The organism is Brevundimonas sp. AJA228-03, from assembly GCF_017795885.1.
Lineage (GTDB): Bacteria > Pseudomonadota > Alphaproteobacteria > Caulobacterales > Caulobacteraceae > Brevundimonas.
The window spans coordinates 1,929,037-1,954,268 of sequence record NZ_CP059297.1 but is presented as its reverse complement, the minus strand read 5'-3'; the positions used below and the strand labels follow the sequence as shown (position 1 = coordinate 1,954,268).

The window sequence follows — 25,232 nt, the reverse complement described above, 5'->3', positions numbered from 1 at the left end:
GGAAGGGCGGAGCAGGCCCGGACCGATCAGGAAGCGCAGAGAGGACCCCATGGCCCGTACCCCGACCCCACCGCCTCCCACGCTCGCCGCCGCCAAGGCTCCACGCAAGGCGGGTCGCCCGACGTCCGCCAAACCGCGCGCCTCCAAACCCAAACCCGCCGCCAGGCCTGAGCTGGAAGCCATCCCGGAACCTGTTCGCGGCCCGGACCCGCAAACGGCATCGCCCTTCGCCCTGCCTGATATGGCCGCCGATCAGCGCCAGATGATCGAGACCCTGTCGCTGAATCTGGCCCGCGCGGCCATGACGGCCCAGTCCGCCATCGCCGAGGCTGCCCTCAGCCAGGCCGACCGGCCGGCCGCCCTGTCACCCGACCCGTTCAACGTCGGCCCGGCGATGAACTCGGTGATGACCAGCCTGGCCGCCCGCCCGGACAAGCTGTTCGCCGCCCAGGCCGACCTGTTCAATCGCTATATGGACCTGTGGGCCTCAACCACCCGCCGCGCGGCGGGCGAGGAGCCGCCCCAGCCATCGAAGGACAAGCGATTCAAGGATCCGGCCTGGTCCGAGAACCCCATGTTCGACATGATGCGCCAGTCCTATCTGGTCACCTCGGACTGGATGAACGGGCTGGTCTCGTCGGTAGAGGACGTCGATCCGATCACCAAACGCCGTGCCGAGTTTTTCACAAAGCTGCTGACCGACGCCTTCTCCCCGTCCAACTTCCTGGCCTCCAACCCCGCCGCGCTGAAGGCCATGGCGGAGACCAACGGCGAGTCGCTGGTCAAGGGGATGCAGAATTTCGCCGCCGACCTGGAACGCGGCATGGGCAAGCTCAAGATCAGCCAGGCGGACTACGGCAAGTTCGTCGTCGGCGAGAACGTCGCCACCGCGCCCGGCCAGGTCGTCTGGCGCGACGAACTGTTCGAACTGATCCAGTTCGACGCCGCCACCGACAAACAGCGCGCCATACCGCTGCTGATCTTCCCGCCCTGGATCAACAAATTCTACATCATGGATCTCCAGCCGGAGAACTCCATGATCCGCTGGCTGTCGGCCCAGGGGTTCACGGTCTTTGTCTGTTCATGGGTGAACCCGGACATCGACAAGGCCGACTTTGGCTTCGACGATTATCTGGAAAAAGGGATCTACCGCGCGGTCGAAAAGGCGCTGGAGCAGTCCGGATCCAAGACGCTGAACACCGTCGGCTACTGCATCGGCGGGACGCTGATGGGGGCGGCCCTGGCCCATATGGCGGCCCGGAAGGACACACGCATCGGCGCGACCACCTTTTTCGCCGCCCAGCACGATTTCGCCGAGGCCGGCGATCTGCTGCTGTTCACAGACGAACACTGGCTGGCCCAGATCGAGGAACAGATGGACGCGGCGGGCGGCGTCCTGCCCGGCGCGGCCATGGCCGAGACCTTCAACGCCCTGCGCGCCAACGACCTGATCTGGTCGTTCTTCGTGTCCAACTATCTGATGGGCAAGTCACCGGCGGCGTTCGACCTGCTGTTCTGGAACGCAGATCAGACGCGGATGCCGAAAAAGCTGCACATGGACTATCTGCGCTCGATGTACGGCCAGAACCTTCTGTCGAAGGGCGAGTTCAGCATCGGCGGCATCACGGTCGATCTGTCGAACGTGAAGATCCCGCTGTATTTCCAGGCCAGCCGCGAGGACCATATCGCGCCGATGAACTCGGTCTATCGCTCGGCCAGAGCCTTCTCGAACGCTGACGTGACCCTGACCCTGGCGGGGTCGGGCCATATCGCAGGCGTCATCAATCCGCCGTCGGCGAAGAAATACCAGCATTGGACCAATGCCGCCCTGCCCCCGTCTCTGGCGGAATGGCAGGCAGGGGCGGTCGAACATCCGGGCAGCTGGTGGAACCACTGGGCCACCTGGCTGCATGACAGGTCCGGTGAGTGGATCGATGCGCGCGATCCGAAGACGGGGCCGCTGAAGCCCATCGAGCCGGCCCCCGGCAGCTATGTGAAGGTCAAGTCTTGAAGGTCGAGCCCAATCTGCTGCTGGCCGTCGCCACCGGCACCGCCCTGGTCCTTCTTGTCCTCACCGCCGGGACCTTCGGCCGCCCCGACTATCTGTTTCGCTATTCGGTCATCGCGATCGGCTTTTCGGCCTGCTACGTCGTGCTCAACACCCTGATCGAAAGCCGCGCGGTCGCCCCGCCCCGGCCCATGGTGTCGCGCGAGGTCCGCGCCCTGCCCTGGGCGGCCTTCATCCCGGCCTTCGTGCTGCTGTCGGCGGCGGTGCCCGTGATCCTGACAGGCCGCGACTTTGCCCTGCTGGTCATCGTCTGCACCGTCCTGTTCGGGCTGACCGTGCGCTCTGCCATGCGCGTCAGGCCGGCTGGAACGTAAGCGCCACGCCATTGTTGCAATAGCGCTTGCCCGTCGGACGCGGACCGTCATCGAAGACGTGGCCCTGATGCCCCAGGCAGCGGGCGCAATGGTATTCGGTCCGCGGAATGCCGATGGCGAGATCGGTCTTGAACCCCAGCGACCTCGGGATGAAGTCATAGAAGCTGGGCCAGCCGGTGCCCGAATCGAACTTGGTCTGCGACCGGAACAGCGGCAGTTCGCAGCCCCGGCAGACGAAGGTTCCGGCCCGGTGCTCGTCGTTCAGCGGGCTGGTGCCCGGCCGCTCGGTCGCCTCGTGACGCAGCACATTGTAGCTGGCGGCCGGCAGCCGCGCGCGCCACTGGGCATCGGTGATCCGGCGGAACGGCGAGTTCGCATACTGCGCCTCCGACGCATCCGCCTCTCCGGGCGAGGAACAGGCCGCAAGCCCGGTGGCGGCGGCACCGAGCAACAGGGTGCGGCGCGAGGTCGTGAAGGTCTGGGTCATGATCTCACATACGTCGGGAAGACGCGCGAGGTTTCAAGGTGCCGGATGGCCTCTCCCCTCTTTCGTCATCCTCCGGCGAGCGCAGCGAGACCGGGGGACCCAGCGGCGCCGAAGGCGAACTGTTCAGGCAGGATGCTTGGAGCGACGCACTCCGCGACAGGTTCGCGCTCTCGCGCGCCGCTGCGTCCCCCGGTCTGCGCCGCTGGTGCGGCTTGCCGGAGGATGACGAAAACACAGATCAGACCAGCCCCGTCGTCTCGTCCAGTCCCAGCATCAGATTGAGGTTCTGCACCGCCGCCCCGGACGCGCCCTTGCCCAGGTTGTCCAGCAGGGCCACCAGCCGCGCCTGCGAGCCGTCGCGGTCGCCGAACACGTGCAGGCGCATCCGGTTGGTGCCGTTCAGGCCCTCGGGATCCAGGCCGGTCATGGCGTCCGTCTCGTCCAGCCCGGCCACCTCGACGAAGCGCGCCGCGTCATAGGCCTCGACCAGGGCCCCATGCAGCCGGTCGATCGAGGGCGTCTCGGGCAGGGCTGCCAGTTGCAGCGGTACCTCGACCAGCATCCCCTGACGCCAGGCCCCCACAGCCGGGGCAAACAGCACGTCATGCTGCAGGCCGCTGTGCCGGGTCATCTCGGGCACATGCTTGTGGTGCAGCGACAGGCCATAGGCCCGGAACGCCGGTCCGGACCCGCCCTGTTCATAGTCGGCAATCATAGATTTTCCACCACCGGAATACCCCGACACCGCATTCACCGTGACCCTCCAGTCGGCAGGCACCAGCCCGGCCTTCACCAGCGGCCGCATCAGGCCGATGAAGCCGGTCGGATAGCAGCCGGGGTTCGACACCCGCCGCGAGCCGATGATCTCGCCCCTCTGGACCGCGTCCATCTCTGGAAAGCCATAGGTCCAGCCCGTGGCGACGCGGAAGGCGGTGGAGGCGTCGATGACCCGCACGTCCGGGTTCTCGATCATGGCGACGGCTTCCTTCGCCGCCTCGTCGGGCAGGCACAGGATCACCGCATCCGCCGCATTCAGCGCCTCGGCCCGCGCAGCCGGATCCTTGCGCCGGTCGCCGGTCAGGGAGATGAACGCCAGATCGGCCCGCCCCTCCAGCCGCTGCCGGATCTCCAGCCCCGTGGTCCCGGCCTCGCCGTCGATGAAGATCGTCGCCATCGTCGTTCCCCGATCCCTCTCCCGGAGGGAGAGGGCTTGAGCGCACGGCGGGCGAACGCCCGTCGTTCTTGCGCGAAAGGGTGAGGGGTTTCGCCCTCACCGGTTGGCACATTAACCCCTCACCCTTTCGCCTGACCAATCGCTTCGCTCCTGGAGGCTCAAGCCCTCTCCCACCGGGAGAGGGAAGGGACAAAGAAAAAGGCGCTCCGGGTTCCCCCGAAGCGCCCCTTCGTAATCCCGCTGCCGGGATCGGCAGTTAGCGCTTCGAGAACTGGAAGGACTTGCGGGCCTTGGCGCGGCCGTACTTCTTGCGCTCGACGACGCGGCTGTCGCGGGTCAGGAAGCCGTGCGGCTTCAGGACCGGGCGCAGCGCCGGCTCATAGTGGGTCAGGGCGTGCGACAGGCCATGGCGGATGGCGCCGGCCTGGCCGGACAGGCCCGAGCCCTCGACCGTGCAGACCACGTCGAACTCGGTCTCGCGACCGCAGACGACCAGCGGCTGGGCGATCATCATGCGCAGGATTTCGCGGGCGAAATACTGCATCTGATCCTTGCCGTTGATCGTGAACTTGCCGGTGCCGGGCATGACCCAGACGCGGGCGATAGCGTTCTTGCGCTTGCCGGTCGAATAGGCGCGACCCTGGGCGTCGACCTTCTTCTCATAGACGGGCGCCGAGTTGTCGTAGCCGTTGTCCGAGGTGGTCGCGAGGCCCTTCAGGGCGTCGAAGCCGCCCATCTTTTCCGGGGAGGCCGCTTCTTGCGTGACGTCGGTCATGGCTTAGAGGCTCCGGGTGTTCTTGGCCGAACGGCCGGCGAAATCGATGGTCTCGGGCTGCTGGGCTTCGTGGCTGTGCGTGGCGCCGGCGAACAGGCGCAGGTGCGTCATCTGCTTGCGGGCCAGCGGGCTTTCCTTGGGCAGCATGCGCTCGACGGCCTTTTCGAGCACGCGCTCGGGGAAGCGGCCGCCCAGCACCTTCTGCGGGGTCGTCGACTTGACGCCGCCCGGGTGACCGGTGTGCCGATAGTAGACCTTGTCGGTATTCTTCTTGCCGGTGAACACCACCTTGTCCACGTTGGTCACGACGACATAGTCGCCCGAGTCCACGTGGGGGGTGTAGGTCGGCAGGTGCTTGCCACGCAGGCGCATGGCGATGAAGGTCGCAAGACGGCCCACCACGACGCCTTCGGCATCGATGTGGATCCACTTCTTCTCGACCTCGGACGGCTTCAACGCAGCCGTGGTGCTCTTCAGCATGAGGTGTTTCCTGAAACAGGGGCGAAACGGGGTCGCCACGGTCAGGCCGCAGCGAGCGAAGGCGCGCTAGTAGAGGAAGGGTCGTCGGTCGTCAATGGCACCCGCACGCACCGGGAAGACATAACACATGGTTTTAGAGGTGTTTTCTGACAACGGTATTAAAATACCGCATTTCATTCAGGCGCTAGAAGCGCGGTCCCGACATGAAAAGTCGCGGTTGGGACCGCCGGACCATCCACAGATTGGCCGTGGCCAGGGCCAGTACGACCGCCGCCCCCGCCTGGTGCAGACCGCCCAACCACAGCGGCACGACGCTGACCAGGGTCACGATGCCCAGAAGCGCCTGCATCCACAGCGCCCCGCCGAGGACGAAGGCCGATGCGCCCAACCCCTCGGCCAGCTTCCAGCGCCAGGCCTGGACCGCATAGAGGGTCCCGCCGATCAGCAGGCCATAGGCCCAGATCCTGTGATTGAACTGCACCAGCGCCTGATCGTGCAGGAAGGCCCAGCCCCCCTTGCCCCAGTCGACCGGGGCCAGCAGCGCCCCGTTCATCAGCGGCCAGTCGGTGTAGATGAAGCCCGCCTTGGCCCCGGCGACCAGTCCGCCCAGCAGGCACTGGATGAAGACCGCCGCCAGCAGGATTGCGGCACCCCGGCTCCAGCCCTGCGGCGCGCGGTTATGCGCCTCTCCGTTCCAGGCCTCCAGACCGGTCCAGATCAGGCCGGCGAAGATCAGCAGCGCCAGGCCCAGGTGGGTGGTCAGCCGCTCCGGCGCGACATCGACCCGCTCCGACAGTCCGGACGACACCATCCACCAGCCGATGACGCCCTGCATCCCGCCCATGACCAGCAGCAGGGCACAGCGCCAGATCAGCCGCGTCGGCATGGCCAGCCGCCCGGGCAGAGACCGCGCCGGGAACAGCCGGCAGATCAGGAAGAAGAAGAACGGCAGGGCGAACACGGCCCCGATCAACCGCCCGAACAGCCTGTGCGCCCACTCCCACCAGAAGATGGACTGGAAGTCGGCCATGCTCATCCCCGCATTGACCTGGGCGTACTGGGGGATGGCCTTGTACTTCTCGAACGCCTCGGACCAGTCTGCTGCGGTCATGGGTGGCAGGGCCCCCATGATCGGCTTCCATTCCGTGATCGACAGGCCTGACCCCGTCAGCCGCGTGATGCCCCCGATCACCACCATGGCGAAGACCAGGGCCGCGCAGGCGAAAAGCCACATAGCCACCGGACGGGATTGGCTGGAACTTGCGAAACGCTTCATTCGACGCCTGTCGATTGGACGGATACAGTGACGCCTCATCGGGCGACCGGCGCGGTATGCTCCCGCCCGGTGGCAAGATCGAGTCGGGTTTGATGACGCAGGCGTGACCGGTTGGCGCGCTTCAGGAGATGGCCTTGGATTATGCCGATATCGTCGTGGCCGTGGTGGGCGTGTTCGCCGTGGCCTGGATCGCCGACCTGCTGACCGGTCGGCGTGGCCTGTTCGCGGCCTCGCTGGTCGCCGCGACCGGGGCGGCCTGCGGCTGGTTCCTGGCCGTGCGCGTGTTCGGCGTGGCGACGATGGATGATTTTCTCTGGACGGCCTGGGCCATCGGCGGGTCGGTTCTGGCCCTGATCGCCTTCTATCTGTTCCGGAATACGCGCTGATGGGCCTTCGCACCCGCAGGGCCGTGGCCTCACTCGGCATCGTCGCCTTCCTGACCTTCTACGTCTGGCTGGTCATCGCCATCGGTGCCCATGTGCCGGATCATCCGCTGGTACATCTGCTGTTCTACGGCATCGCCGGCACGGCCTGGGGCATTCCCCTGCTGCCCCTGCTGAGCTGGGCGGAAGGTCGCCCGTTCGGATCTGGACGCTCGAAGTCGGACTGAAGCCCGCTGGCCCAGGGTGAGCCCTCATGCCGCGCGCGACAGGCCAAAAAGGACCGGGTCAAGGGAAGATGGTCGGAGCGACAGGATTCGAACCTGCGACCCCTTGACCCCCAGTCAAGTGCGCTACCAGGCTGCGCCACGCTCCGAGAGGCCGGTCCTATAGCGGGGGGTGCGCATCCCCGCAAACCCTAAAAGTCGCAATCGCGTTCAGGCGGTCAGAACGGCGTCGAGACGGGCCCTGGCCTGTTCCAGGTCGGCGAGAACAGCGCGCAGACGGTCGCTCCGGTCACTGGAAGTCGCCGACGGTTCGCTGCCGGTTCTTTCGACACCGGCACCGGGTTCGGCATCCATGCTGAAGGCGGCATCGGGGTCGCCATAGGCGGCCAGGCGGGCGAGCCCCTGGTCCTTGTGCAGCCGCTGCACGCCCCTGATGGTCAGGCCCTCGTCGTGAAGCAGTCGGCGGATCGCCTTCAGCACCACGACATCCTGGGGCCGATAGAAGCGCCGGCCACCGGCCCGCTTTACCGGCGTGACGAAGGCGAACTTCGTTTCCCAGAACCGCAAAACGTGCTGTGGCGCGCCGACTTCCTCGGCGGCCTCGGAGATCGACCGAAAGGCGTTGGGGCTCTTGGCCATCAGCCGCCGTTCACCGCGCCGTGCACGCGTGACTTCATGATCTGGCTCGCGCGGAAGCTGATCACGCGGCGCGGATTGATCGCAGCCGGTTCGCCGGTCTTCGGATTGCGACCCATGCGGGCGCGCTTTTCGCGGACCTGGAACACGCCAAATCCGGACAGCTTGACGGTCTCGCCCTGCTCCAGGCTTTCGACGATCAGTTCCAGCGTACGTTCGACCAGGGTCGAGCACTCCTGCCGCGACAGGCCGACTTCGTCGACCACAGCCTCGCACAGATCCGCGCGGGTCAAGGTCTGCAGTTCACCCAAGGCCTGATCCCCTCAATCCGATGCCCAGCCCGGCATCGATCCCATGCATCATAAAGGGGGAAAACGCCGCGAAGTCAAAGCACGCAGAGACCGTTACAGTCGAAAGGCGCAGGCCCCCCAGGTCAGACCGCCGCCCATGGCTTCCAGCAGGACCAGATCGCCGCGCTTGATGCGCCCGTCACGGATCGCCGTATCCAGAGCCAGCGGGATGGACGCGGCCGAGGTGTTGGCATGCAGGGCCACGGTAGAGATCACCTTCTGCTCGTCCAGACCCAGCCGGTCGCCGACGCCCTTGATGATGCGCTGATTGGCCTGGTGCGGCACAAACCAGTCGACCTCGGGTACGGTGATGCCGGAGGCGGCACAGGCCGCCGTGATGGCCTCGGCGATATTGACGACCGCGTGGCGGAAGACCTGATTGCCCGCCATCCGCAAATGCCCGACCGTTCCGGTGCTGGACGGTCCCCCGTCGACATAGAGCAGGTCGGTCTTGCTGCCGTCTGCGCGCAGGGCGAACCCCAGCAGCCCCTGATCGGCGGACGTCCCCTGCCCCTCCCTCGGCTCGACCACGATGGCTCCCGCTCCGTCGCCGAACAGGACGCAGGTCGTCCGGTCGGTCCAGTCCATCAGGCGCGTCATCTCTTCCGCCCCGATGACCAGAGCGCATTTCGACAACCCGCGCGCCACGAAGCCGTCAGCGACGCTCAGCGCATAGACGAAGCCCGAACAGACCGCCTGGACGTCGAACGCGATGCAGACCGGCGCGCCCAGCTTGCGCTGCACGATCGCGGCCGTGGCGGGAAAGGTCATGTCGGGCGTGGTCGTCGCCACGATGATCATGTCGACATCGGCCGCCGTCCGCCCCGCATCGGCCAGGGCGCGTCGCGCGGCCTCGGTGGCCAGGTCGCTCGTCGGCTCGTCATCTCGCGCCTTGTGGCGCTGGCGGATACCGGTCCGCTCGATGATCCATTCATCAGAGGTGTCGACGGTCTTCGACAATTCGTCGTTGGTGACGACCTGTTCCGGCAGATAGGAGCCGACGCCGGTCACGGCGCTGCGGATGACGCTCACGATACAGTCTCTTCTCGCGGGGAGGCGGAAACGGGGGGAAGATTGTCCAGCACGGAGCCGAGGCGGCCGAGATTGGCCCCCACAGTCTTCATATAGTCGCTGCGCGCCAGGTCGACCGCGATGCGGATAGCGTTGCCGAACCCCTTGGCATCGGCCCCCCCGTGGCTTTTCACCACGATGCCATTCAAACCCAGCAGGGGTCCGCCGTTGATCGCGCTGGGGTCGATCTTGCGCCCCATGGCTTTCAGCGCCGGCATGGCGATCAGGGCTCCTGCCCTGGCCTGCAGACTGGAGGTCAGCGCCTCCTTCAGCAGGGCCGAGATGAATCGCGCGACGCCCTCGGCGGTCTTCAGGGCGATGTTGCCGGTGAAGCCGTCGGTCACGACCACGTCCACCGTGCCCCGGGCGATGTCGTCGCCCTCGACGAACCCGTGGTAGTTCAGGCCCAGACCGCCCTCGCGCAGGATACGCGATGCCTCACGGACCTCCTCATGGCCCTTGATGTCTTCTGAACCGACATTGAGGATCCCGACCGTCGGGCGGTCCACCCCGTGAACCGCGCGATGGAAGGCCTCGCCCATGATGGCGAACTCGATCAGCTGCTCGGCATCGCTCTCGATATTGGCCCCCACGTCCAGCACGGCTGTGACGCCGCGCAGCGTCGGCCAGCTGGCGACGATGGCGGGACGTTCCAGACCCGAAGCCGCCATGCGCAGGATCAGCTTGGAGATCGCCATCAATGCCCCGGTGTTTCCCGCCGAAACAATGGCCCCGGCCTCACCCGACTTCACCGCCTCGATCGCGTTCCACAGGCTGGAGCCCTTGCCGCGCCGCATGGCCTGGGCCGGCTTTTCATCGGAGGCGATCTTCTTGTCGGTGTGCCGCACATCGCAGACGTCTGCGGAGACGTTGAGACGGGTCATCTCGGCCCGGATCGCGGTCTCATCACCGTGCAACAGGAACCGCACTCCCTCGCCACCATGACGACGGATGTAATCCCGGATTCCGCCGACGACGACGGGTGGGCCATGGTCGCCGCCCATGGCGTCCAGAGAGATCAGCGTGGGGGCTGGCAAGGGCTCGTTCGCTCCGGGCGCGCGTCAGGGCGGCGCTCATCTTGTGGCGTTCAGGATACCGTCACGCCGCCGGGATGCAACGGGGACGACGCAGGGTCAGCTTTTTCCCGGATCGTCCGGCCGCTTGAAGGTCTTCAGCACCGCGAAAGGCGAGATTTCAGCCGGTTCCTCGGGCTGCACGAACTCGGCGCCGGGCTTTCTGGGAAAGGGATCGAGCGCCAGGGCGAACTGTTCCACCGCATACTGGCCCAGATCGATTCGCCCATCCTCGATGACGTCGGGCGCATCGTCGTCCAGAGAGACCTCCACCTCGACCGCGTCCGGCTCGCGCGTGCTCGCTTCGACCAGGTCGATGGAGAATCGTTCGTCGATCCGGACCGGCAGGGGCTCCAGCGTGATGCCACACACCTGCTCGGCGACTGCCGTCACGCGCCCCGACAGGGTCCATCCGCCTCTGGAAGGCATGACACTGAGCTCGGAGTCGAAGCTGGAGAGGGTCGCCAGGTCCAGCGCCTTCACGATCCGCGCCCGCGCCGCCTCGTCCGGCACCAGGTGCCGCGTCAGCCCCGTGCCGATCTCGTTGACCCGCACGACCTCGCTGAAGGGCAGGATGCGCTCCGGGTTCATGCTGCGATCTCCGGCCACTGCGGAGCCGTCAGCACGGTCTCCATCGGCTGCGCGGCCAGACGCGCACGGGCTGACAGCGCATAGGCGGCCAGCCCCCGGGCGACCCCGGCCTCGGAGCTCTCATAGACATTGCGGGCCAGGCCGGCAGCCAGGGTGGCGGCGTCCTCCTCGCGGATCGCCGGTTCATAGGCGGTCATGCGGCCGTACAGGGCTTCGCCCAGCTTGCGCATCTTCTTGGCCATGGTGACGTCGTGAACGCCCAGCTCGCGCAGGGAGTTGTCCAGCGCCGACACATAGACGTCGAACAGGTCCTGCCCCGCCTCCGCTCCCGCCAGGGTGTTCGGCGCGGGTTCCTCGCGCAGCCGCATGACCAGCAGGAGGACATGCAGCGTATACAGCTCGAACCGCGCGTCGATCTGGTCGGTGACGCCGAGGTCGCGATAGAACCCGGGTTGCCGCGCCTGCGCGACGGCGGCCTCATACAGGGCCAGACCGGGACGGGTGCGCTCGCGCGATCGGAACAGGTTCTTCAGCATGGTCAGCGGCCCCTTTTCTGCCGCGCCGTTGAACTAGGACGCGGGTCCGGTTAGGTCAAAGACCTTGTTTCGTCGCAGGCGCCCGCTCCATGCATAAAATCGTCGCTCGTCTGGCTGTCGTTTCGGCCCTCGCGGCCCTCGCCGGGGCCTGTGCGCCCGTCATCGGCCTGCAGGGATTTCAGGTGGTGGACGTCAAGCCCGCGGACATAAAGGTCGGCGAGGACACCAAGGAAACCGTCGTCGCCCAGCTCGGTTCGCCCTCGGCCGTGTCCACCTTTGAAGACAACATCTGGTACTACATCTCCCAGACGACCGAGCGTTACACCTACAACATCCCGCAGGTGTCGCAGCGCACGGTGACGGCGATCACCTTCAACGAGACGGACGACAAGGTCGCAGAAGTCCGCAACCTCGGTCTGGAAGACGGCCAGCAGATCGCCATGGCCCGCCGCGAGACCCCGACCCGCGGCCGCCAGCTGACAGTGCTGGAACAGCTCCTCGGGAACGTCGGCCGCGGCCAGCTCCCGCGCACGGAAGAAAACGTCCCCGGCCAGCGCCGCCCGGACTGACCGCTTCACCCTCAAACAGAAAAAGGCCCCGGAGAGCGATCTCCGGGGCCTTTTCCTTTGTCTCCTCTCCGCGCCAGAGGCGTGGAGAGGAGAAACGATGATCAGCCGATGCTTCCGCTCGCCAGCACCGCCAGCAGCAGCAGGGCCACGATGTTGGTGATCTTGATCATCGGGTTCACCGCCGGGCCGGACGTGTCCTTGTAGGGATCGCCAACCGTGTCGCCGGTCACTGCGGCCTTGTGGGCCTCGGAACCCTTGCCGTGGACGACACCGTTCTTGTCGGTGAAGCCCTCCTCGATCACCTTCTTGGCGTTGTCCCAGGCCCCGCCGCCCGAGGTCATCGAGATGGCGACGAACAGGCCGGTCACGATCACGCCCATCAGCATGGCCCCCAGTGAGGCGAACGCATTGGCCTTGTCCGAGATGAACAGGATGGCCACGAACAGCGCGATCGGCGACAGCACCGGAAGCAGTGACGGCACGATCATCTCGCGGATCGCCGCCTTGGTCAGGATGTCGACGGCCCGGCCGTACTCCGGCTTGACCTGATAGGTCATGATCCCGGGGTTCTCACGGAACTGGCGACGCACCTCCTCGACGACCGATTCGGCCGCGCGGCCCACCGCCATCATGGACATCCCGCCGAACAGGAAGGGCAGAAGCCCCCCGAACAACAGGCCGACGACGACATAGGGATTGGTCAGGTCGAAGGTGACCGCGCCCATATTGGCAAAAAACGGATAGTCCGCCGGATTGGCCGCGAAATACTGCAGGTCCGACGTATAGGCCGCGAACAGCACCAGGGCGCCGAGGCCCGCCGATCCGATCGCATAGCCCTTGGTCACCGCCTTGGTGGTATTGCCCACCGCATCAAGGGCGTCGGTCACGTGACGCACATCGGCCGGCAGACCCGCCATCTCGGCGATGCCGCCGGCATTGTCGGTGACGGGACCAAAGGCGTCCAGCGCCACGATCATGCCTGCCACGCCCAGCATGGTCGTGGTGGCGATGGCGATGCCGAACAGGCCCGCCAGCTGGAAGCTGACGATGATGCCGACGATGATCGTCAGGGCCGGAAGCGCGGTCGCCTCCAGCGAGACGGCCAGACCCTGGATCACATTGGTGCCATGGCCCGACACCGAGGCGTTGGCCACCGACCGAACGGGCCGGAAGTTCGAGCCTGTGTAGTATTCCGTCACCACCACGATCGCGGCGGTCACGGCCAGACCGACCAGCCCCGACAGGAACAGGTTCATCGGCTCGATCTGCAGCCCGCCCGTGGTCACGACCGGCCCGGTCACCAGGGTGTTGATGACCCAGTACACGGCACCGATGGACAGCACGCCGGTCACGATCAGACCCTGATACAGGGCTCCCATGATGTTCTGGCTCTTGCCCAGACGCACGAAGAACGACCCGATGATCGAGGTCACGATACAGATGCCGCAGATGGCGAGCGGCAGTAGCATCATCACGTCCACATAGGGCTGGCCGCGGAAGAAGATGGCCGCCAGCACCATGGTGGCGACTGTCGTCACCGCATAGGTCTCGAACAGGTCGGCGGCCATGCCGGCGCAGTCGCCGACGTTGTCGCCCACGTTGTCGGCGATGGTTGCGGCATTGCGGGGATCATCCTCGGGGATGCCGGCCTCGACCTTGCCCACCATGTCGCCGCCGACGTCCGCACCCTTGGTGAAGATACCGCCGCCCAGACGCGCGAAGATGGAGATCAGCGACGCACCGAAGCCGAGTGCCACCAGACCGTCGATGACCTCGCGCCCCGTCGCCTCGAGACCCAGACCCTGGGTAAGCACGGCGTAATAGCCTGCGACGCCCAGCAGGGCCCCTCCGGCGACGAACATGCCGGTGATGGCTCCGGACCGGAACGCCAGGTCCAGACCCTTGGAAAGGCTCTGTGACGCGGCATGTGCCGTCCTCACATTGGCCCGTACCGAGATCAACATTCCGGCGAACCCGGCCAGGCCCGACAGCAAGGCCCCGATCACAAAGCCGATGGCAGCATATTGACCAATCAGCAGCCAGGCGGCGATCAGGATGACCACCCCGACCATGGCGATGGTCGTGTATTGCCGGTTCAGATAGGCGGAGGCGCCTTCCTGAATGGCGGCGGCGATTTCTCGCATCTTGTCGTTGCCGGTTTCGGCCTTCATCAGACTGGCGGTCTGGACGAGCCCGTAAAGGACCCCCAGCGCGCCGGCGGCTATCACTAGCCACAGATAGTTCGTCATGGGCGTTTCCATACCTAATGCATTGGGCGCGCGGCCCTTGGCGCGGTGGGCGTTTGCCGCCTCTGTCCGCCTTCCGGTTCCCCCGTGCGCAGTGTGGACGCATGATCGCGCCCTTCGGGAAGTGCCCCGAAAGCTTACAACTGCGACGGACCGAAGCAACCGGCCATTTCAGTGAAATTCAGCGATCAGGCCCGATGCATGCCCGTGCGGCGGCGGGGCATCTGCGTTGCCACCTCGGCCCGGACGATCGCCCCGGGGCCCGCGATGCGTGGCGCGACCCGCATCAGCATGGCGCAGACCGCCGCCGTATCGATGACGGTCCAGTCGCTCTGAACGACGAACGGAGTCACATGCGCGGCCTTGACCAGGGCGTCGCGAAAATGGGGCTCCTTGGCCCGCAACTGGTCGGGCATCTGACCTGCGCCCAGTGTCAGACGGATAGTGACAAAGACATAGTTGCGAATCCGCCCGTCGATGATGATCGGCAGACCGACCCCGGCGATGTCCAGCGACTGGTCTCCCGCGGGCGCGTCCTCGGAGGCAGCCGCCGATCCCGCAGCCGCCGCCGCGATGGCCAGGGTCCCGAGTGCGAAGATATCTCTGCGAAGCATGGCCCTCACATGCGCACGGATCGATTAGGATTCCGTTTCAGTCATGGGTCCAACCGGCCCGGTCGATCATGACCGGCTGCCCCAGATAGCGCACCGTGACACCGCTGCCCGCGACCACCTCTCCGATCCGGGTCAGGCGCAGATGGAGACGATCCGCCTCCTTCTTGAGTTTCGCCCCATCCCGTGGATGGACGCTCAGCGCGATCTCATAGTCATCGCCGCCCGTCACCAGATCTGCCAGCGCGGCCTGGGGATCGATGCGCGCATCCAGCCAGATTCGCCCGGCGGCCGACACCGGCGTGGCCTCCAGATCGAGCATGATCCCGACGCCGCTCGCCTCCGCGATGTGCCCCAGATCAGCAATCAGTCCGTCCGAAACGTCCACGGCAGCCGTCGGAAAACCTCGCACCGCCTGGCCGAAATCGAGGCGCGGCATCGGTCGGCGGTAATGCTCCGCCAGGTCCGCGACCCGCTCGGGCCCCAGCGACAACCGCCCCTGAGCCGCCTTCAGGCCCAGCCAGCCATCTCCGATCGTGCCGGTGACATAGATCGCGTGTCCGGGCCTGGCACCCGATCGCGCGACGGCCTGCCCCCTGGGCACCCAACCCAGCATCGTCACCGAAAACGAGGCCGGACCCGGCGTCGCCACCGTGTCGCCACCCAGCAGGAAAATGCCGAACCCGGCCTGATCCTGCTTCAGCCCGGCCGCGAACGCCTCGCGCTCCGGCCATCCGCAGCGCGGGGACCAGTGACAGGCCAGGAGGTAACCGAACGGCTCCGCCCCCTTGGCCGCCAGGTCCGACAGGTTCACCCGCAGCAGCTTCTGCGCCACCTGGTCCAGCGGATCGTCGGGCAGGAAATGCACGCCTTCGACGATCGCGTCCTTGGTCAGGACCAGATCGAACCCGGCACGCGAGGGCAGCACCGCCACATCGTCCATCAGGCCGCGCGCATGGTCTGGGTGGGCCAGGGGAGCCAGCAGCCTGCGGATCGTCTCGAACTCGCCGACGGCGTCGAGTCCGGTCATGGGCCTAGGCCCTGGGCCGCACGTCGCGGGCCACGCCATCCAGCGCCGCATTGACGAACCTGGCCTCCGCCTCGTCGAAGAAGGCCTTGGCCAGCTCGACATATTCGTCGATCACGATCTCTTTCGGCACGTCGGTCTTGTGCGCCAGCTCCCAGGCCCCGCAGCGCAGCAGGGCCCGCAACGTCGCGTCCAGCCGTTCCATCCGCCAGTTGGACGCCAGCCTCGCCTTGACCGACGCATCGATCTCGCGCTGGCTGTGGATCACGCCACGCACGACGTCGGCGAAATAGGCCTCGTCCGCCTCGGCCAGCGGCTCGCCCTCGATGTCGGCGTCGAAGCGGTGGTTGGAGAATTCGGTGATGACCGTCTCGACCCCCTCCCCGGCCAGTTCCATCTGATACAGGGCCTGGACCGCCGCCAGACGGGCCACCGTGCGCGCGCGGCGCTGGCGGCTGGTCAGCTGCGGTTCGGCCTGGGCCCGTTCGGTCTCGGCCAGTTGCGCCAGCACGGCCTGGATGGAGTTGGGTTCGGTCATGCGCCGAGCCCTAGGCGCAATCGCTTCTTCAAGGCAATCAGGTCCAGGCACGCCCGCGCCGCCCCGCCGCCCTTGTCGCCCTCGGACGCACGCGCGCGCGCCCAGGCCTGGGCCTCGTCCTCGACGGTCAGGATGCCGTTGCCGATAATCAGGCCCCTGATCCCGAGGTCCATGATGCCGGCGGCCGACTGATCGGACACGATCTCGAAATGATAGGTCTCGCCGCGGATCACGCAGCCCAGGGCGACATACCCGTCATAGCGCGGTGCCGTCGGGTATTTCCCGGCCTCCTGCGCCAGGGCGATCGCTGGCGGGATCTCCAGCGCGCCGGGCACGGTGATGACGTCGAACGCCACACCCTGCGCCGTCAGCGCATCCCTGGCCCCCTCCAGCAGGGCATCGGCCAGCTCGTCGTAAAAGCGCGCCTCGACGATCAGGACGCGGGTGGGTTCGCTCAGGATTGGTCTTCTCCGTCCATGTCACGCCAGCCGACGATGCGCAGGCCATAGCCTTCGATGGCGGCGGGCTCGGGGCGTGTGGAGGACATGACGATCATGTCCCTGACGCCCAGGTCCAGCAGGATCTGCGCCCCCACCCCATAGTTCCGCAATGACCGGTCCAGGGCCGTCGGTCTGTCCACCCCCGCCAGCCGCTCGGCCAGACCCTGCAGCGTCGGATCGCGCAGGAACACGACCACGCCGGGGCCGTCATGCCGGGTGATCGTCTTCAGCGCGTCCGGGATGTAGCTTTGCCGTTCCTCGACATGACCCAGCAGGTCGGCGGCGAAATCCACCTGGTGCATCCGGACCAGGGTCGGCCTGTCCGGGTCGATGTGCCCGTGGACCAGGGCGACATGCTCCGCACCCTCGATCGTGTTCCGGTACAGCATCAGGCGGAAGGGTCCGCCGTGGACGCTCTCGAACGGCTGATCCATGACCCGCTCGACGAACCGCTCGGTGCGGCGGCGATAGGCGATCAGGTCGGCGATGGTGCCGATCTTCAGTCCATGCAGCTGGGCGAACTCGATCAGGTCCGGCAGCCGCGCCATGGTCCCGTCTTCGTTCATGATCTCGCAGATCACGCCCGCCGGGGTCAGGCCCGCCATCCGGCTGATATCCACGGCCGCCTCGGTATGGCCGGTGCGGACCAGCACCCCGCCGTCCCGCGCCACCAGCGGAAACACGTGGCCGGGGGACACGATGTCGTCGGCGGTCTTGGTCGGATCGGACGCCACCTGCACCGTCCGGGCCCGGTCGGCCGCGCTGATGCCGGTCGTCACGCCTTCCGCCGCCTCGATCGAGACGGTGAAGGCGGTCGTCATGCTCTCGCGATTCTCGGCGGCCATGGGCGGCAGACGCAGCTGCTTCGCCCTCTCTGCCGTGATGGCCAGGCAGATCAGGCCGCGCGCGTGGCGGGCCATGAAGTTGATCTGGTCCGGCGTGGCGAACTGGGCCGGGATGATGACGTCGCCCTCGTTCTCCCGGTCCTCGGCATCCACCAGGATGTAGGGCCGTCCGTTGCGGGCATCCTCCAGGATGTCCTCGATCGGGCTGATCGGGCTGTCGGGGTTGCTGGCGGCCAGGTGCATCATGCCGTCTCCTGCCACCGCGCGAGGTATCGCGCCAGCATGTCGATCTCCAGGTTCACCCGGTCGCCGACCTGCAGCCGCCCCAGCGTCGTCGCCTCCCAGGTGTGCGGGATGATGTTCACGCCGAACCGCTGCCCGTCCACGCTGTTCACCGTCAGCGACACACCGTCCACGGTGATCGATCCCTTGGCCGCGATGAACCGGTGCAGCGGCGCGGGGGCTTCGATCGTCACACGATGCGAGCCGCCCTCCGGCGTGACTTCTATGACGGTTCCCAGCCCGTCGACGTGGCCCGAAACGATATGCCCGCCCAGTTCGTCGCCGACCTTCGTCGCCCGCTCCAGATTGACCGGCGTGCCGGCGACCCAGCACCCGAGAGTCGTCCTGTCCAGGGTCTCGCCCGACACCTCGACCGCAAACCAGCCCTCTCCCTTCTCGACCACGGTCAGACAGCAGCCCGCATGACTGATCGAGGCACCGAGGTCGATGCCGGACACGTCCCAGGCCGTCTCGACCTCGTAGCGACGATCGCGCGCCGTCGGGGCGACCGAGCGGACCCGGCCGATGTCGGTGATGATGCCTGTGAACACGGTTCAAGCCTTCTCGTAACGTTCCCACAGGTCGTCACCCATGGGCTCCGCCGCAAGGCGTCGATAGCGCGGCGCATGCGCCAGTCGTGCCAGGGCCAGGGCCGCCACGCCCGGACGACCGTCGCCGCCCAGCAGGATCGGGGCCCGGAACCATTCGATGGCATCGACCACGCCAGCGGTGACGAAACAGGCCGCGACCCGGCCTCCGCCCTCGATCATCAGCGACGTCACCCCGCGCGCCGCCAGGGTCTGCAGCACGGCATCGACCGTGGGCCGTCCCTGGCTGTCGCCCGCCACCCGGACGATTTCAGCCTCGCCGATCACGACAGGCTCGCGCGTCGTCAGGATGAGGGTTCCTGCCCGGGCCAGCCGGGCGAACGGCGGCGTCCGCAGCCGGCTGTCCAGCACAACGCGCAGCGGATCGGTGCCCGTTTCCCCGTCCGGCAGTCGAACGGTCAGCCTGGGATCATCGGCCAGGACCGTCTCCACCCCGACCAGGACCGCGTCATGCGCGGCCCTCAGCCGATGGCCCTGCTCGCGCGCCTGCGGGCCGGTGATCCACTGGCTTTCGCCCGTCGATGTGCCGATGCGCCCGTCCAGCGACGTGGCGACCTTCCAGGTGATCCGGGGCCGCATCAGGTCCTCGATGGTCCCTGATCGTCGTCCAGCCCCTCGTCGCCGAGGAACCGCGCGAAATCGCCCGTCGCCCGGAAGTCCTTGTAGACCGACGCATAGCGGACATAGGCCACCTCATCGACGCCCTTCAGCGCCTTCATGATGAAGTCCCCCACGACACTGGACGGGATCTCGGTCTCGCCGAGACTCTCCAGCTGGCGCACGATCCGCGAGACCATCTGCTCGACCTGTTCGGGCTGGATCGGCCGCTTCCGCAGCGCGATGGCCAGCGATCGCTCCAGCTTGTCCCGGTCGAACGGCGTCCGTCGACCGTTTCGCTTCAGGATCACCAGTTCGCGCAGCTGCACCCGCTCGAAGGTGGTAAAACGCCCGTTGCAGTTCGGACAGGACCGGCGGCGCCGGATGGCCGCGCCGTCGTCCGACGGGCGGCTGTCCTTCACCTGGCTGTCCATATTGCCGCAGAACGGGCACTTCATGCGAAAACCCTATCCGTAGATCGGGAAGCGGCCGGTCAGCGCGCGCACCTTGCCCGCCACCTCGGCGATCACGGCCGGATCGGCCTCGTCCCCGCCGTTCATCGAGGAGACGACGTCGGCGATCCAGTGACCGACCTTCTGGAACTCGGCCACGCCAAACCCGCGTGTCGTTCCCGCCGGCGTCCCCAGCCGCACGCCCGAGGTCACGGTGAAGGGCGCGGTGTCGAACGGCACGCCGTTCTTGTTGCAGGTCATCAGGGCGTGTTCCAGCTGCAGCTCGGTCGCCTTGCCCGTCACGCCCTTGGGCCGCAGATCGACCAGCATCAGGTGGCTGTCGGTGCCGCCCGACACGATCGCCAGACCCCGCTCGACCAGCACGGCCGCCAGGGCCTGGGCATTCAGCACGACCTGTTTCGCATAGGCCTTGAACTCGGGCTTCAGCGCCTCGCCGAAGGCCACGGCCTTGGCGGCGATCACATGCTCCAGCGGTCCGCCCTGAAGGCCGGGGAAGACGGCCGAGTTGATCTTCTTGCCGATCTCCACATCGTTGGACAGGATCAGGCCACCGCGCGGCCCCCTCAGGGTCTTGTGCGTCGTCGTCGTCACGATATGGGCGTGCGGCACCGGGTTCGGATAGACGCCACCGGCCACCAGACCCGCATAGTGGGCCATGTCGACCATCAGGTATGCACCCACGCTGTCGGCGATCTCGCGGAACCGCACGAAGTCGATGTGACGGCTGTAGGCCGAGGCGCCCGCCACGATCAGCTTGGGCTTTTCCTTCAGCGCCATCTCGGCGACATGGTCATAGTCGATCAGGTGGGTGTCCTCGGTCACCTTGTAGGTCACCGGCCGGAACCACTTGCCCGACTGGTTGGCCGGGCTGCCGTGCGTCAGGTGCCCGCCGGCGGCCAGATCCATGCCCAGGAAGGTATCGCCGGGCTGCAGCAGGGCAAAGAACACCGCCTGGTTCGCCTGCGCCCCCGAGTGCGGCTGGACATTGGCGAAGGCCGCGCCGAACAGTTCTTTGGCCCGCTCGCGCGCCAGATCCTCGGTCACATCGACGAATTCGCAGCCGCCATAGTAGCGACGGCCCGGATAGCCCTCGGCGTATTTGTTGGTCAGAACGCTGCCTTGCGCCTCCAGCACTGCCTTGGAGACGATATTTTCCGACGCAATCAGCTCGATCTGTTCCTGCTGGCGGTGCAGCTCGCCGGTGACGGCGTCGAAGACATCCGGATCGCTCTGCGCCAGACCGCGCGAGAAATAGGCGTCATGGATGAAATGAGCGGTCACGGGCGGCATCCGGGGCTGGCGAAACGGGAGGCGTCCTATCTAGTCCCGACCGCCGTTAGCCACAACATCTTGTGTCAGGACGCGGCGATCAGACGCCTGAGCTTGGCTATGGCCAGCCGCTCGACCGCCTTGGGCTCGGCGGCCGGACCCACGGCGGTCGCCTCGATACCCGTGGCGACGTGAACGGCCGTGACCTTCAGATAGACGCCATTGCGGGTGGACTCGACAATGACCTCTCCGAGGTCGTCGTCCATCAGGCCGCGACCGGCATCCGGGCGACGTTGCAGTGGGTCCACAGCCGGTCCATGGCCGTGACCAGGGCGTCCATCATGGCGTCGTCGTGATTGGGCGAGGGGGTGAAGCGCAGGCGCTCGGTGCCCTTGGGCACAGTCGGATAGTTGATCGGCTGGACATAGATGCCGTGGTCTTCCAGCAGCATGTCCGAGATCATCTTGGCATGGACCGGATCGCCGACGAAGACCGGCACGATATGGCTCTCGGACGGCATGACCGGGATGCCCGCCTCGGCGAAGCGGCGCTTCAGGGTCGCGGCCCGTTCCTGATGGGCGTCGCGCAGTTCGGGGTGGGTCTTCAGGTGACGGACCGAGGCCAGGGCTCCCGCCGTCAGGCTTACGGCAGGAGGTGGTGAAGATGAAGCCCGAGGCCCAGCTGCGGACCGCGTCCACGATCACGGCGTCGGCGGCGATATAGCCGCCCATCACGCCGATGGCCTTGCCCAGGGTGCATTCGACGATGTCGATGCCGTCCAGCACCCCGTCCCGCTCGGCCACGCCCGCCCCGGTCGCGCCGTACAGGCCGACGGCGTGGACCTCGTCCAGATAGGTCAGGGCCCCGTATTTCCGGCCAGGGCGATGGTGCCTGCCAGGTCGGCGATGTCGCCGTCCATCGAATAGACGCTCGAACGCCACCAGCCTGGGCGCATCGGCCGAGCCGCCGCCAGCAGGGTCTCCAGATGCACCAGGTCGTTGTGCCGGAAGACATGCCGCTCGCAGCCGCCGTTCCGGATGCCCGCGATCATCGAGGCATGGTTCAGGCTGTCGGAGAAGATGATCAGACCCGGCAGGATCTTCTGCAGCGTCGTCAACGTCGCCTCATTGGCCACATAGCCCGAGGTGAACAGAAGCGCCGCTTCTTTCCGGTGCCAGGCTGCCAGCTCGGCCTCCAGATCGACCGCCGAGCGCGTCGTGCCACTGATGTTGCGCGTGCCCCCGGCCCCGGCGCCCACGGCGTCCAGCTCGGCCGACATGGCCTCCAGCACGGCCGGGTGTTGGCCCATGCCGAGATAGTCGTTGGAGCACCAGATCACGCAGTCCTGCTCGGTCCCGTCCGCGCGACGCCGCACGGCCCGGGGGAACTGACCCCGCACCCGCTTCAGATCGGCAAAGACCCGATAACGACCCTCGTCCCTGACCTGATCGACGGCGGACTGGAATGCGGCGGTGTAGTCGAACACGGGGACGGCTTTCGGCTGCGTCGGAAACGGCAACGGGTTGCGCCGATGACACTCCAAAGTCCACCTGCAGAGCAAGGCGAAATCGTCGCAAGCCCTTAATCGATAACGGTTCTCAACTAAGCCTTCGGCAGGTCTTCCAGCTTCCCGCGCAGCATCTGCAGAATGCCCGAGAAGTCCCGTCCGCCGTAACCCAGCCGGTCGAACAGCTGGAACAACGCCTCCGACTGCGCCCCCAGCGGCGTCGCCGCCCCCGCCTTTGCCGCCGCGTCCTGGGCCAGCTTCAGGTCCTTCAGCATCATGGCCGTGGCGAACCCGCCGTCGTAGTTGCGGTTCGACGGCGCGGTCGGCACCGGTCCGGGCCATGGATAGTAGGTGGTCACCGACCAGCTCTGCCCCGACGACTTGGCCGCAATGTCGAAGAACTTGACCGGGTCCAGCCCCAGCTTCTCGGCCAGGGCGATCGCCTCGCAGGTCCCCAGCATGGTGATACCCAGGATCATGTTGTTGCAGATCTTGGCCGCCTGCCCGGCCCCGTGGTCGCCGGCCCGGAAGGTCGCCCGGCTCATCGGCTCCAGTGCGGCCTCGACGCGCCCGAAATCCGCCTCGTCGCACCCGACCATGAAGGCCAGGGTCCCCGCATCCGCCGCCATGGTTCCGCCCGAGACCGGGGCATCAGCGAAGGCATAGCCGCCGTCCCGCGCCAGACCGGCGACCTTGCGCGCCGTGTCCACGTCGATGGTCGAACAGTCCAGCAGCAGGGCGGACGACGGGGCCACGCCGATGATCTGCTCCGAATAGACCTTCAGCACATGCGGCCCGGCCGGCAGCATGGTGATGACCACATCGGCGTCGCGGACCGCATCGGCCACCGACGTGACCGGCGAACACCCCGCCGCGCCCGCGCGCTCCAGTGCGGCGGCCGACAGGTCGAACGCGGCGACGGCATGACCGGCTTTGGCCTGGTTGGCGGCCATGCCGCCGCCCATATTGCCCAGTCCGATGAAGGCGACCTTGCTGGTCATGACGTCTCTCCCGAAAGCGATTTTTCTTTCGGGTTAGCCCCTCGTCCCGCTGCCCGCCAGACCGTCAGGCCGGTTTTCTGAACCGCAGCATGAACTGGTCGGTGTGACCCCGGATCGCCGGGTCGAAGACATTGGCCGTGTGCGGATCAGCCGGATTGGCCAGCACATCGCTGTCGGCCTCCAGCACGAAGCCCGCCGCCTCGACCTCCCGCTTCACGTCGGCCACGTCGATCCGGTGCAGACTGTCCGCCGCCTCCAGCCCCGCGCCCGGCAGGGCCGCGTGGTCGACGATGACATAGAGCCCGCCCGGCTTCAGTGCCGCGAACACCGCCGCATTGACCCTGGCTGCCGTGTCCGCCGGGAAGGGTTTCAGATGCAGGTCGTGATAGTTCTGGGCCGTGAAGATCAGGTCCATCCCCGACGGAAACTCCGGAGCCCCGATCGGCGAGCGGATGGCCGAGACATTGTCCATGGCATCGGCCGCCGCCAGGGCCTCGCCATAGCTGGCCTGAAACGCGACGAACTCCGCCGGCTGCCACGCGACCACCTCGCCCCCGGCTCCGACCGCGCTGGCGAACACGCGGGTGAAGAAGCCGCCGCCGATGATCATGTCGCCGACCTTTTCGCCGGGTTCGACCTCTGCGAACGCCAGGGTCTCGGCCGTCTTGCGGGTCGCGTCGCGGGCGCGGTCCGCCTCGGGCCGGGCGGTGTCGGACAGCACGGAGGCATAGGCTCCGGCGTCCTGCGACAGGGGTGCCATCGCCCCGGTCGTCAGCAGGATCGTGGCCGAAACGGCCCCGGTGAGCAGAAAGGCGAGCGAACGACGCATCAGGACCTCCTCGAACGCCGGGCTGGCGCGAGGACCAGTCTAGCGCGTGGCCGCAGGGCCGTCAGCCCGGCTTCCTGAACCGCAGCACGAATTGATCGGTCCGGCCCCGGATCGCCTCGTCGAAGACCGACAGGCTGTGGTCGTCGGCGGGGTTGCGGACCGCGTCCGTCTCGCCGTCGAAGACGAAGCCCGCCGCCTCGACCTGGGCCCGCAAGGCGGAGGCCTCGATCCGGTGCAGCGTCCCGACGACCGTCGTCCCGGCCCCCGGCGCGGCTTCGTGGTCGAGGATGACATACAGGCCGCCGGGCTTCAGGGCCTTGAAGACCGCCGCGTTCATCCGGGTCACATCGACGCCGAACCGGTCGATCACGAAGTCATGATACTCCTGGCCCATGAAGACCACGTCCAGTGGCTCGGGGAACGTCAGGTCCTCCAGCGCGCCCGTGATCCGCGTCACGTTCGGATAGTCGGCCGCCAGGGTGTCGCCATAGGCGTTCTCGCGTGCCGAGGTCTGGTTCGGCACAAAGGCATAGACCCGCCCCTCGGGTCCCACGGCCCGCGCGAACAGACGGCTGAAATAGCCCTCCTCCGGACGCACGTCGGCGATCCGCTCTCCGCCCCCGATTTGTGCAAAGGCCAGCATCTCGGCGGGCTTCCTCAGCGGGTCGCGGGCGACTTCGGACGCGGGCCGCAGCGGGTCGGCGATGGCCAGAGCATAGTCCTGAACGACCGCCGACGGCCGCTCGTCAGGATCGGCCGCCGTCTGGCCGGCACAGACCGGGGTCGCGGCCAGCAGGGCCAGGGCGGAGACGGCGATCAGGGTCGACTTCAGCATGGGAGGATCCTCGAACATCGGTTGATCCACTTACGCGCGGGACCGCGCCCGGATGCA

At 67.0% G+C, this 25,232-nt stretch carries 32 protein-coding genes, 1 tRNA gene and 1 pseudogene; 5 read left to right on the top strand and 29 right to left on the bottom strand.

Going from position 1 to position 25,232, the window contains the following annotated elements; all coding sequences use genetic code 11:
• Positions 1 to 49: 49 nt before the first annotated feature.
• Positions 50 to 2,011, top strand: a complete 1,962-nt coding sequence (gene phaC, locus HZ989_RS09700) for a class I poly(R)-hydroxyalkanoic acid synthase (RefSeq protein ID WP_209320640.1) — start codon at positions 50 to 52, stop codon at positions 2,009 to 2,011.
• Positions 2,008 to 2,382, top strand: coding sequence for a hypothetical protein (locus HZ989_RS09695; protein ID WP_209320639.1), 375 nt, complete (start codon positions 2,008 to 2,010; stop codon positions 2,380 to 2,382). The genes phaC and HZ989_RS09695 overlap by 4 nt, the downstream gene beginning before the upstream one ends.
• Here HZ989_RS09695 and msrB read toward each other — a convergent pair.
• The 5 genes from msrB to HZ989_RS09670 all read right to left on the bottom strand — a co-directional run bounded on the left by msrB (position 2,363) and on the right by HZ989_RS09670 (position 6,574).
• A complete protein-coding gene (gene msrB, locus HZ989_RS09690) occupies positions 2,363 to 2,869 on the bottom strand; it encodes a peptide-methionine (R)-S-oxide reductase MsrB (RefSeq protein WP_209320638.1) in 507 nt (168 codons plus the stop codon). The genes HZ989_RS09695 and msrB overlap by 20 nt on opposite strands.
• Positions 2,870 to 3,107: 238 nt before the next feature.
• Positions 3,108 to 4,043, bottom strand: a complete 936-nt coding sequence (gene argC, locus HZ989_RS09685; RefSeq protein WP_209320637.1) for an N-acetyl-gamma-glutamyl-phosphate reductase — start codon at positions 4,041 to 4,043, stop codon at positions 3,108 to 3,110.
• A gap of 256 nt (positions 4,044 to 4,299) precedes the next feature.
• Complete coding sequence (rpsI, locus tag HZ989_RS09680; protein ID WP_245162523.1) at positions 4,300 to 4,779, bottom strand: 30S ribosomal protein S9; 480 nt, start codon at positions 4,777 to 4,779, stop codon at positions 4,300 to 4,302.
• A 42-nt stretch (positions 4,780 to 4,821) separates the two neighbouring features.
• Positions 4,822 to 5,298, bottom strand: a complete 477-nt coding sequence (gene rplM, locus HZ989_RS09675) for a 50S ribosomal protein L13 (RefSeq protein WP_371812895.1) — start codon at positions 5,296 to 5,298, stop codon at positions 4,822 to 4,824.
• A gap of 184 nt (positions 5,299 to 5,482) precedes the next feature.
• On the bottom strand, positions 5,483 to 6,574 hold the full coding sequence (locus tag HZ989_RS09670; RefSeq protein WP_209320635.1) for a COX15/CtaA family protein: 1,092 nt from the start codon (positions 6,572 to 6,574) through the stop codon (positions 5,483 to 5,485).
• Positions 6,575 to 6,708: 134 nt separating this feature from the next.
• Here HZ989_RS09670 and HZ989_RS09665 point away from each other — a divergent pair, with 134 nt between their 5' ends.
• Positions 6,709 to 6,960, top strand: coding sequence for a transglycosylase (locus tag HZ989_RS09665; RefSeq protein ID WP_209320634.1), 252 nt, complete (start codon positions 6,709 to 6,711; stop codon positions 6,958 to 6,960).
• On the top strand, positions 6,960 to 7,184 hold the full coding sequence (locus tag HZ989_RS09660) for a DUF2842 domain-containing protein (protein WP_209320633.1): 225 nt from the start codon (positions 6,960 to 6,962) through the stop codon (positions 7,182 to 7,184). Before HZ989_RS09665 ends, HZ989_RS09660 begins: the two co-directional genes overlap by 1 nt.
• A 69-nt stretch (positions 7,185 to 7,253) precedes the next feature.
• Here HZ989_RS09660 and HZ989_RS09655 read toward each other — a convergent pair.
• The 7 genes from HZ989_RS09655 to HZ989_RS09625 all read right to left on the bottom strand — a co-directional run bounded on the left by HZ989_RS09655 (position 7,254) and on the right by HZ989_RS09625 (position 11,438).
• Positions 7,254 to 7,330 (bottom strand) — tRNA-Pro (locus HZ989_RS09655).
• Positions 7,331 to 7,391: 61 nt separating this feature from the next.
• A complete protein-coding gene (locus tag HZ989_RS09650; protein WP_209320632.1) occupies positions 7,392 to 7,820 on the bottom strand; it encodes a MerR family transcriptional regulator in 429 nt (142 codons plus the stop codon).
• Positions 7,820 to 8,119, bottom strand: a complete 300-nt coding sequence (locus HZ989_RS09645; protein ID WP_209323091.1) for an integration host factor subunit alpha — start codon at positions 8,117 to 8,119, stop codon at positions 7,820 to 7,822. Before HZ989_RS09645 ends, HZ989_RS09650 begins: the two co-directional genes overlap by 1 nt.
• A gap of 102 nt (positions 8,120 to 8,221) precedes the next feature.
• A complete protein-coding gene (locus HZ989_RS09640) occupies positions 8,222 to 9,199 on the bottom strand; it encodes a beta-ketoacyl-ACP synthase III (RefSeq protein ID WP_209320631.1) in 978 nt (325 codons plus the stop codon).
• Complete coding sequence (plsX, locus tag HZ989_RS09635) at positions 9,196 to 10,242, bottom strand: phosphate acyltransferase PlsX (RefSeq protein WP_245162522.1); 1,047 nt, start codon at positions 10,240 to 10,242, stop codon at positions 9,196 to 9,198. The genes HZ989_RS09640 and plsX overlap by 4 nt, the downstream gene beginning before the upstream one ends.
• A gap of 129 nt (positions 10,243 to 10,371) precedes the next feature.
• On the bottom strand, positions 10,372 to 10,902 hold the full coding sequence (locus tag HZ989_RS09630) for a DUF177 domain-containing protein (protein WP_209320630.1): 531 nt from the start codon (positions 10,900 to 10,902) through the stop codon (positions 10,372 to 10,374).
• On the bottom strand, positions 10,899 to 11,438 hold the full coding sequence (locus tag HZ989_RS09625) for a ubiquinol-cytochrome C chaperone family protein (protein WP_209320629.1): 540 nt from the start codon (positions 11,436 to 11,438) through the stop codon (positions 10,899 to 10,901). The genes HZ989_RS09630 and HZ989_RS09625 overlap by 4 nt, the downstream gene beginning before the upstream one ends.
• An 89-nt stretch (positions 11,439 to 11,527) precedes the next feature.
• Between HZ989_RS09625 and HZ989_RS09620 the strand changes: the two genes are divergently transcribed.
• Positions 11,528 to 12,007: an outer membrane protein assembly factor BamE gene (locus tag HZ989_RS09620; RefSeq protein ID WP_209320628.1), complete on the top strand. Its 480-nt coding sequence runs from the start codon at positions 11,528 to 11,530 to the stop codon at positions 12,005 to 12,007.
• Positions 12,008 to 12,108: 101 nt separating this feature from the next.
• Here HZ989_RS09620 and HZ989_RS09615 read toward each other — a convergent pair whose 3' ends face one another.
• The 17 genes and pseudogenes from HZ989_RS09615 to HZ989_RS09545 all read right to left on the bottom strand — a co-directional run bounded on the left by HZ989_RS09615 (position 12,109) and on the right by HZ989_RS09545 (position 25,175).
• Positions 12,109 to 14,256, bottom strand: coding sequence for a sodium-translocating pyrophosphatase (locus HZ989_RS09615; protein WP_209320627.1), 2,148 nt, complete (start codon positions 14,254 to 14,256; stop codon positions 12,109 to 12,111).
• A 185-nt stretch (positions 14,257 to 14,441) separates the two neighbouring features.
• Positions 14,442 to 14,867, bottom strand: a complete 426-nt coding sequence (locus HZ989_RS09610) for a hypothetical protein (RefSeq protein WP_209320626.1) — start codon at positions 14,865 to 14,867, stop codon at positions 14,442 to 14,444.
• Positions 14,868 to 14,904: 37 nt separating this feature from the next.
• The gene (gene thiL, locus HZ989_RS09605) at positions 14,905 to 15,894 is read right to left on the bottom strand and encodes a thiamine-phosphate kinase (protein ID WP_209320625.1); all 990 of its coding nucleotides are present in this window, start codon (positions 15,892 to 15,894) and stop codon (positions 14,905 to 14,907) included.
• 4 nt (positions 15,895 to 15,898) lie between these two features.
• Entirely contained in the window at positions 15,899 to 16,429 is a 531-nt protein-coding gene (gene nusB / locus HZ989_RS09600) for a transcription antitermination factor NusB (protein ID WP_209320624.1), read from the bottom strand.
• On the bottom strand, positions 16,426 to 16,887 hold the full coding sequence (gene ribH / locus HZ989_RS09595; RefSeq protein WP_209323089.1) for a 6,7-dimethyl-8-ribityllumazine synthase: 462 nt from the start codon (positions 16,885 to 16,887) through the stop codon (positions 16,426 to 16,428). The genes nusB and ribH overlap by 4 nt, the downstream gene beginning before the upstream one ends.
• Positions 16,884 to 18,020 (bottom strand): 3,4-dihydroxy-2-butanone-4-phosphate synthase, encoded by a 1,137-nt coding sequence (gene ribB / locus HZ989_RS09590; RefSeq protein WP_209320623.1) that lies wholly within the window; start codon positions 18,018 to 18,020, stop codon positions 16,884 to 16,886. The genes ribH and ribB overlap by 4 nt, the downstream gene beginning before the upstream one ends.
• Positions 18,017 to 18,607 (bottom strand): riboflavin synthase, encoded by a 591-nt coding sequence (locus tag HZ989_RS09585; protein ID WP_209320622.1) that lies wholly within the window; start codon positions 18,605 to 18,607, stop codon positions 18,017 to 18,019. Before HZ989_RS09585 ends, ribB begins: the two co-directional genes overlap by 4 nt.
• A gap of 3 nt (positions 18,608 to 18,610) precedes the next feature.
• Positions 18,611 to 19,243, bottom strand: coding sequence for a RibD family protein (locus HZ989_RS09580; RefSeq protein WP_209320621.1), 633 nt, complete (start codon positions 19,241 to 19,243; stop codon positions 18,611 to 18,613).
• Positions 19,243 to 19,719, bottom strand: a complete 477-nt coding sequence (gene nrdR, locus HZ989_RS09575) for a transcriptional regulator NrdR (RefSeq protein WP_013269296.1) — start codon at positions 19,717 to 19,719, stop codon at positions 19,243 to 19,245. Before nrdR ends, HZ989_RS09580 begins: the two co-directional genes overlap by 1 nt.
• 9 nt (positions 19,720 to 19,728) lie before the next feature.
• Positions 19,729 to 21,024 carry a serine hydroxymethyltransferase gene (gene glyA, locus HZ989_RS09570; RefSeq protein ID WP_209320620.1) on the bottom strand — a complete coding sequence of 432 codons (1,296 nt, stop codon included), beginning with the start codon at positions 21,022 to 21,024 and terminating at the stop codon, positions 19,729 to 19,731.
• A 65-nt stretch (positions 21,025 to 21,089) separates the two neighbouring features.
• Positions 21,090 to 21,269 carry a hypothetical protein gene (locus HZ989_RS09565; protein WP_209320619.1) on the bottom strand — a complete coding sequence of 60 codons (180 nt, stop codon included), beginning with the start codon at positions 21,267 to 21,269 and terminating at the stop codon, positions 21,090 to 21,092.
• Entirely contained in the window at positions 21,269 to 21,610 is a 342-nt protein-coding gene (locus HZ989_RS15355; protein ID WP_371813002.1) for an aminotransferase class I/II-fold pyridoxal phosphate-dependent enzyme, read from the bottom strand. The genes HZ989_RS09565 and HZ989_RS15355 overlap by 1 nt, the downstream gene beginning before the upstream one ends.
• 106 nt (positions 21,611 to 21,716) lie before the next feature.
• Positions 21,717 to 21,944 (bottom strand): annotated as a pseudogene (locus HZ989_RS15350) (aminotransferase class I/II-fold pyridoxal phosphate-dependent enzyme); the annotation flags it as partial.
• Positions 21,860 to 22,522, bottom strand: a complete 663-nt coding sequence (locus HZ989_RS15345) for an aminotransferase class I/II-fold pyridoxal phosphate-dependent enzyme (RefSeq protein ID WP_371812892.1) — start codon at positions 22,520 to 22,522, stop codon at positions 21,860 to 21,862. The gene HZ989_RS15345 and the pseudogene HZ989_RS15350, both read right to left, overlap by 85 nt.
• An 83-nt stretch (positions 22,523 to 22,605) precedes the next feature.
• The gene (mmsB, locus tag HZ989_RS09555; protein ID WP_209320618.1) at positions 22,606 to 23,511 is read right to left on the bottom strand and encodes a 3-hydroxyisobutyrate dehydrogenase; all 906 of its coding nucleotides are present in this window, start codon (positions 23,509 to 23,511) and stop codon (positions 22,606 to 22,608) included.
• A 64-nt stretch (positions 23,512 to 23,575) separates the two neighbouring features.
• Entirely contained in the window at positions 23,576 to 24,340 is a 765-nt protein-coding gene (locus HZ989_RS09550) for a class I SAM-dependent methyltransferase (protein WP_209320617.1), read from the bottom strand.
• A gap of 61 nt (positions 24,341 to 24,401) precedes the next feature.
• Positions 24,402 to 25,175, bottom strand: a complete 774-nt coding sequence (locus HZ989_RS09545) for a class I SAM-dependent methyltransferase (RefSeq protein WP_209320616.1) — start codon at positions 25,173 to 25,175, stop codon at positions 24,402 to 24,404.
• Positions 25,176 to 25,232 lie beyond the last annotated feature (57 nt).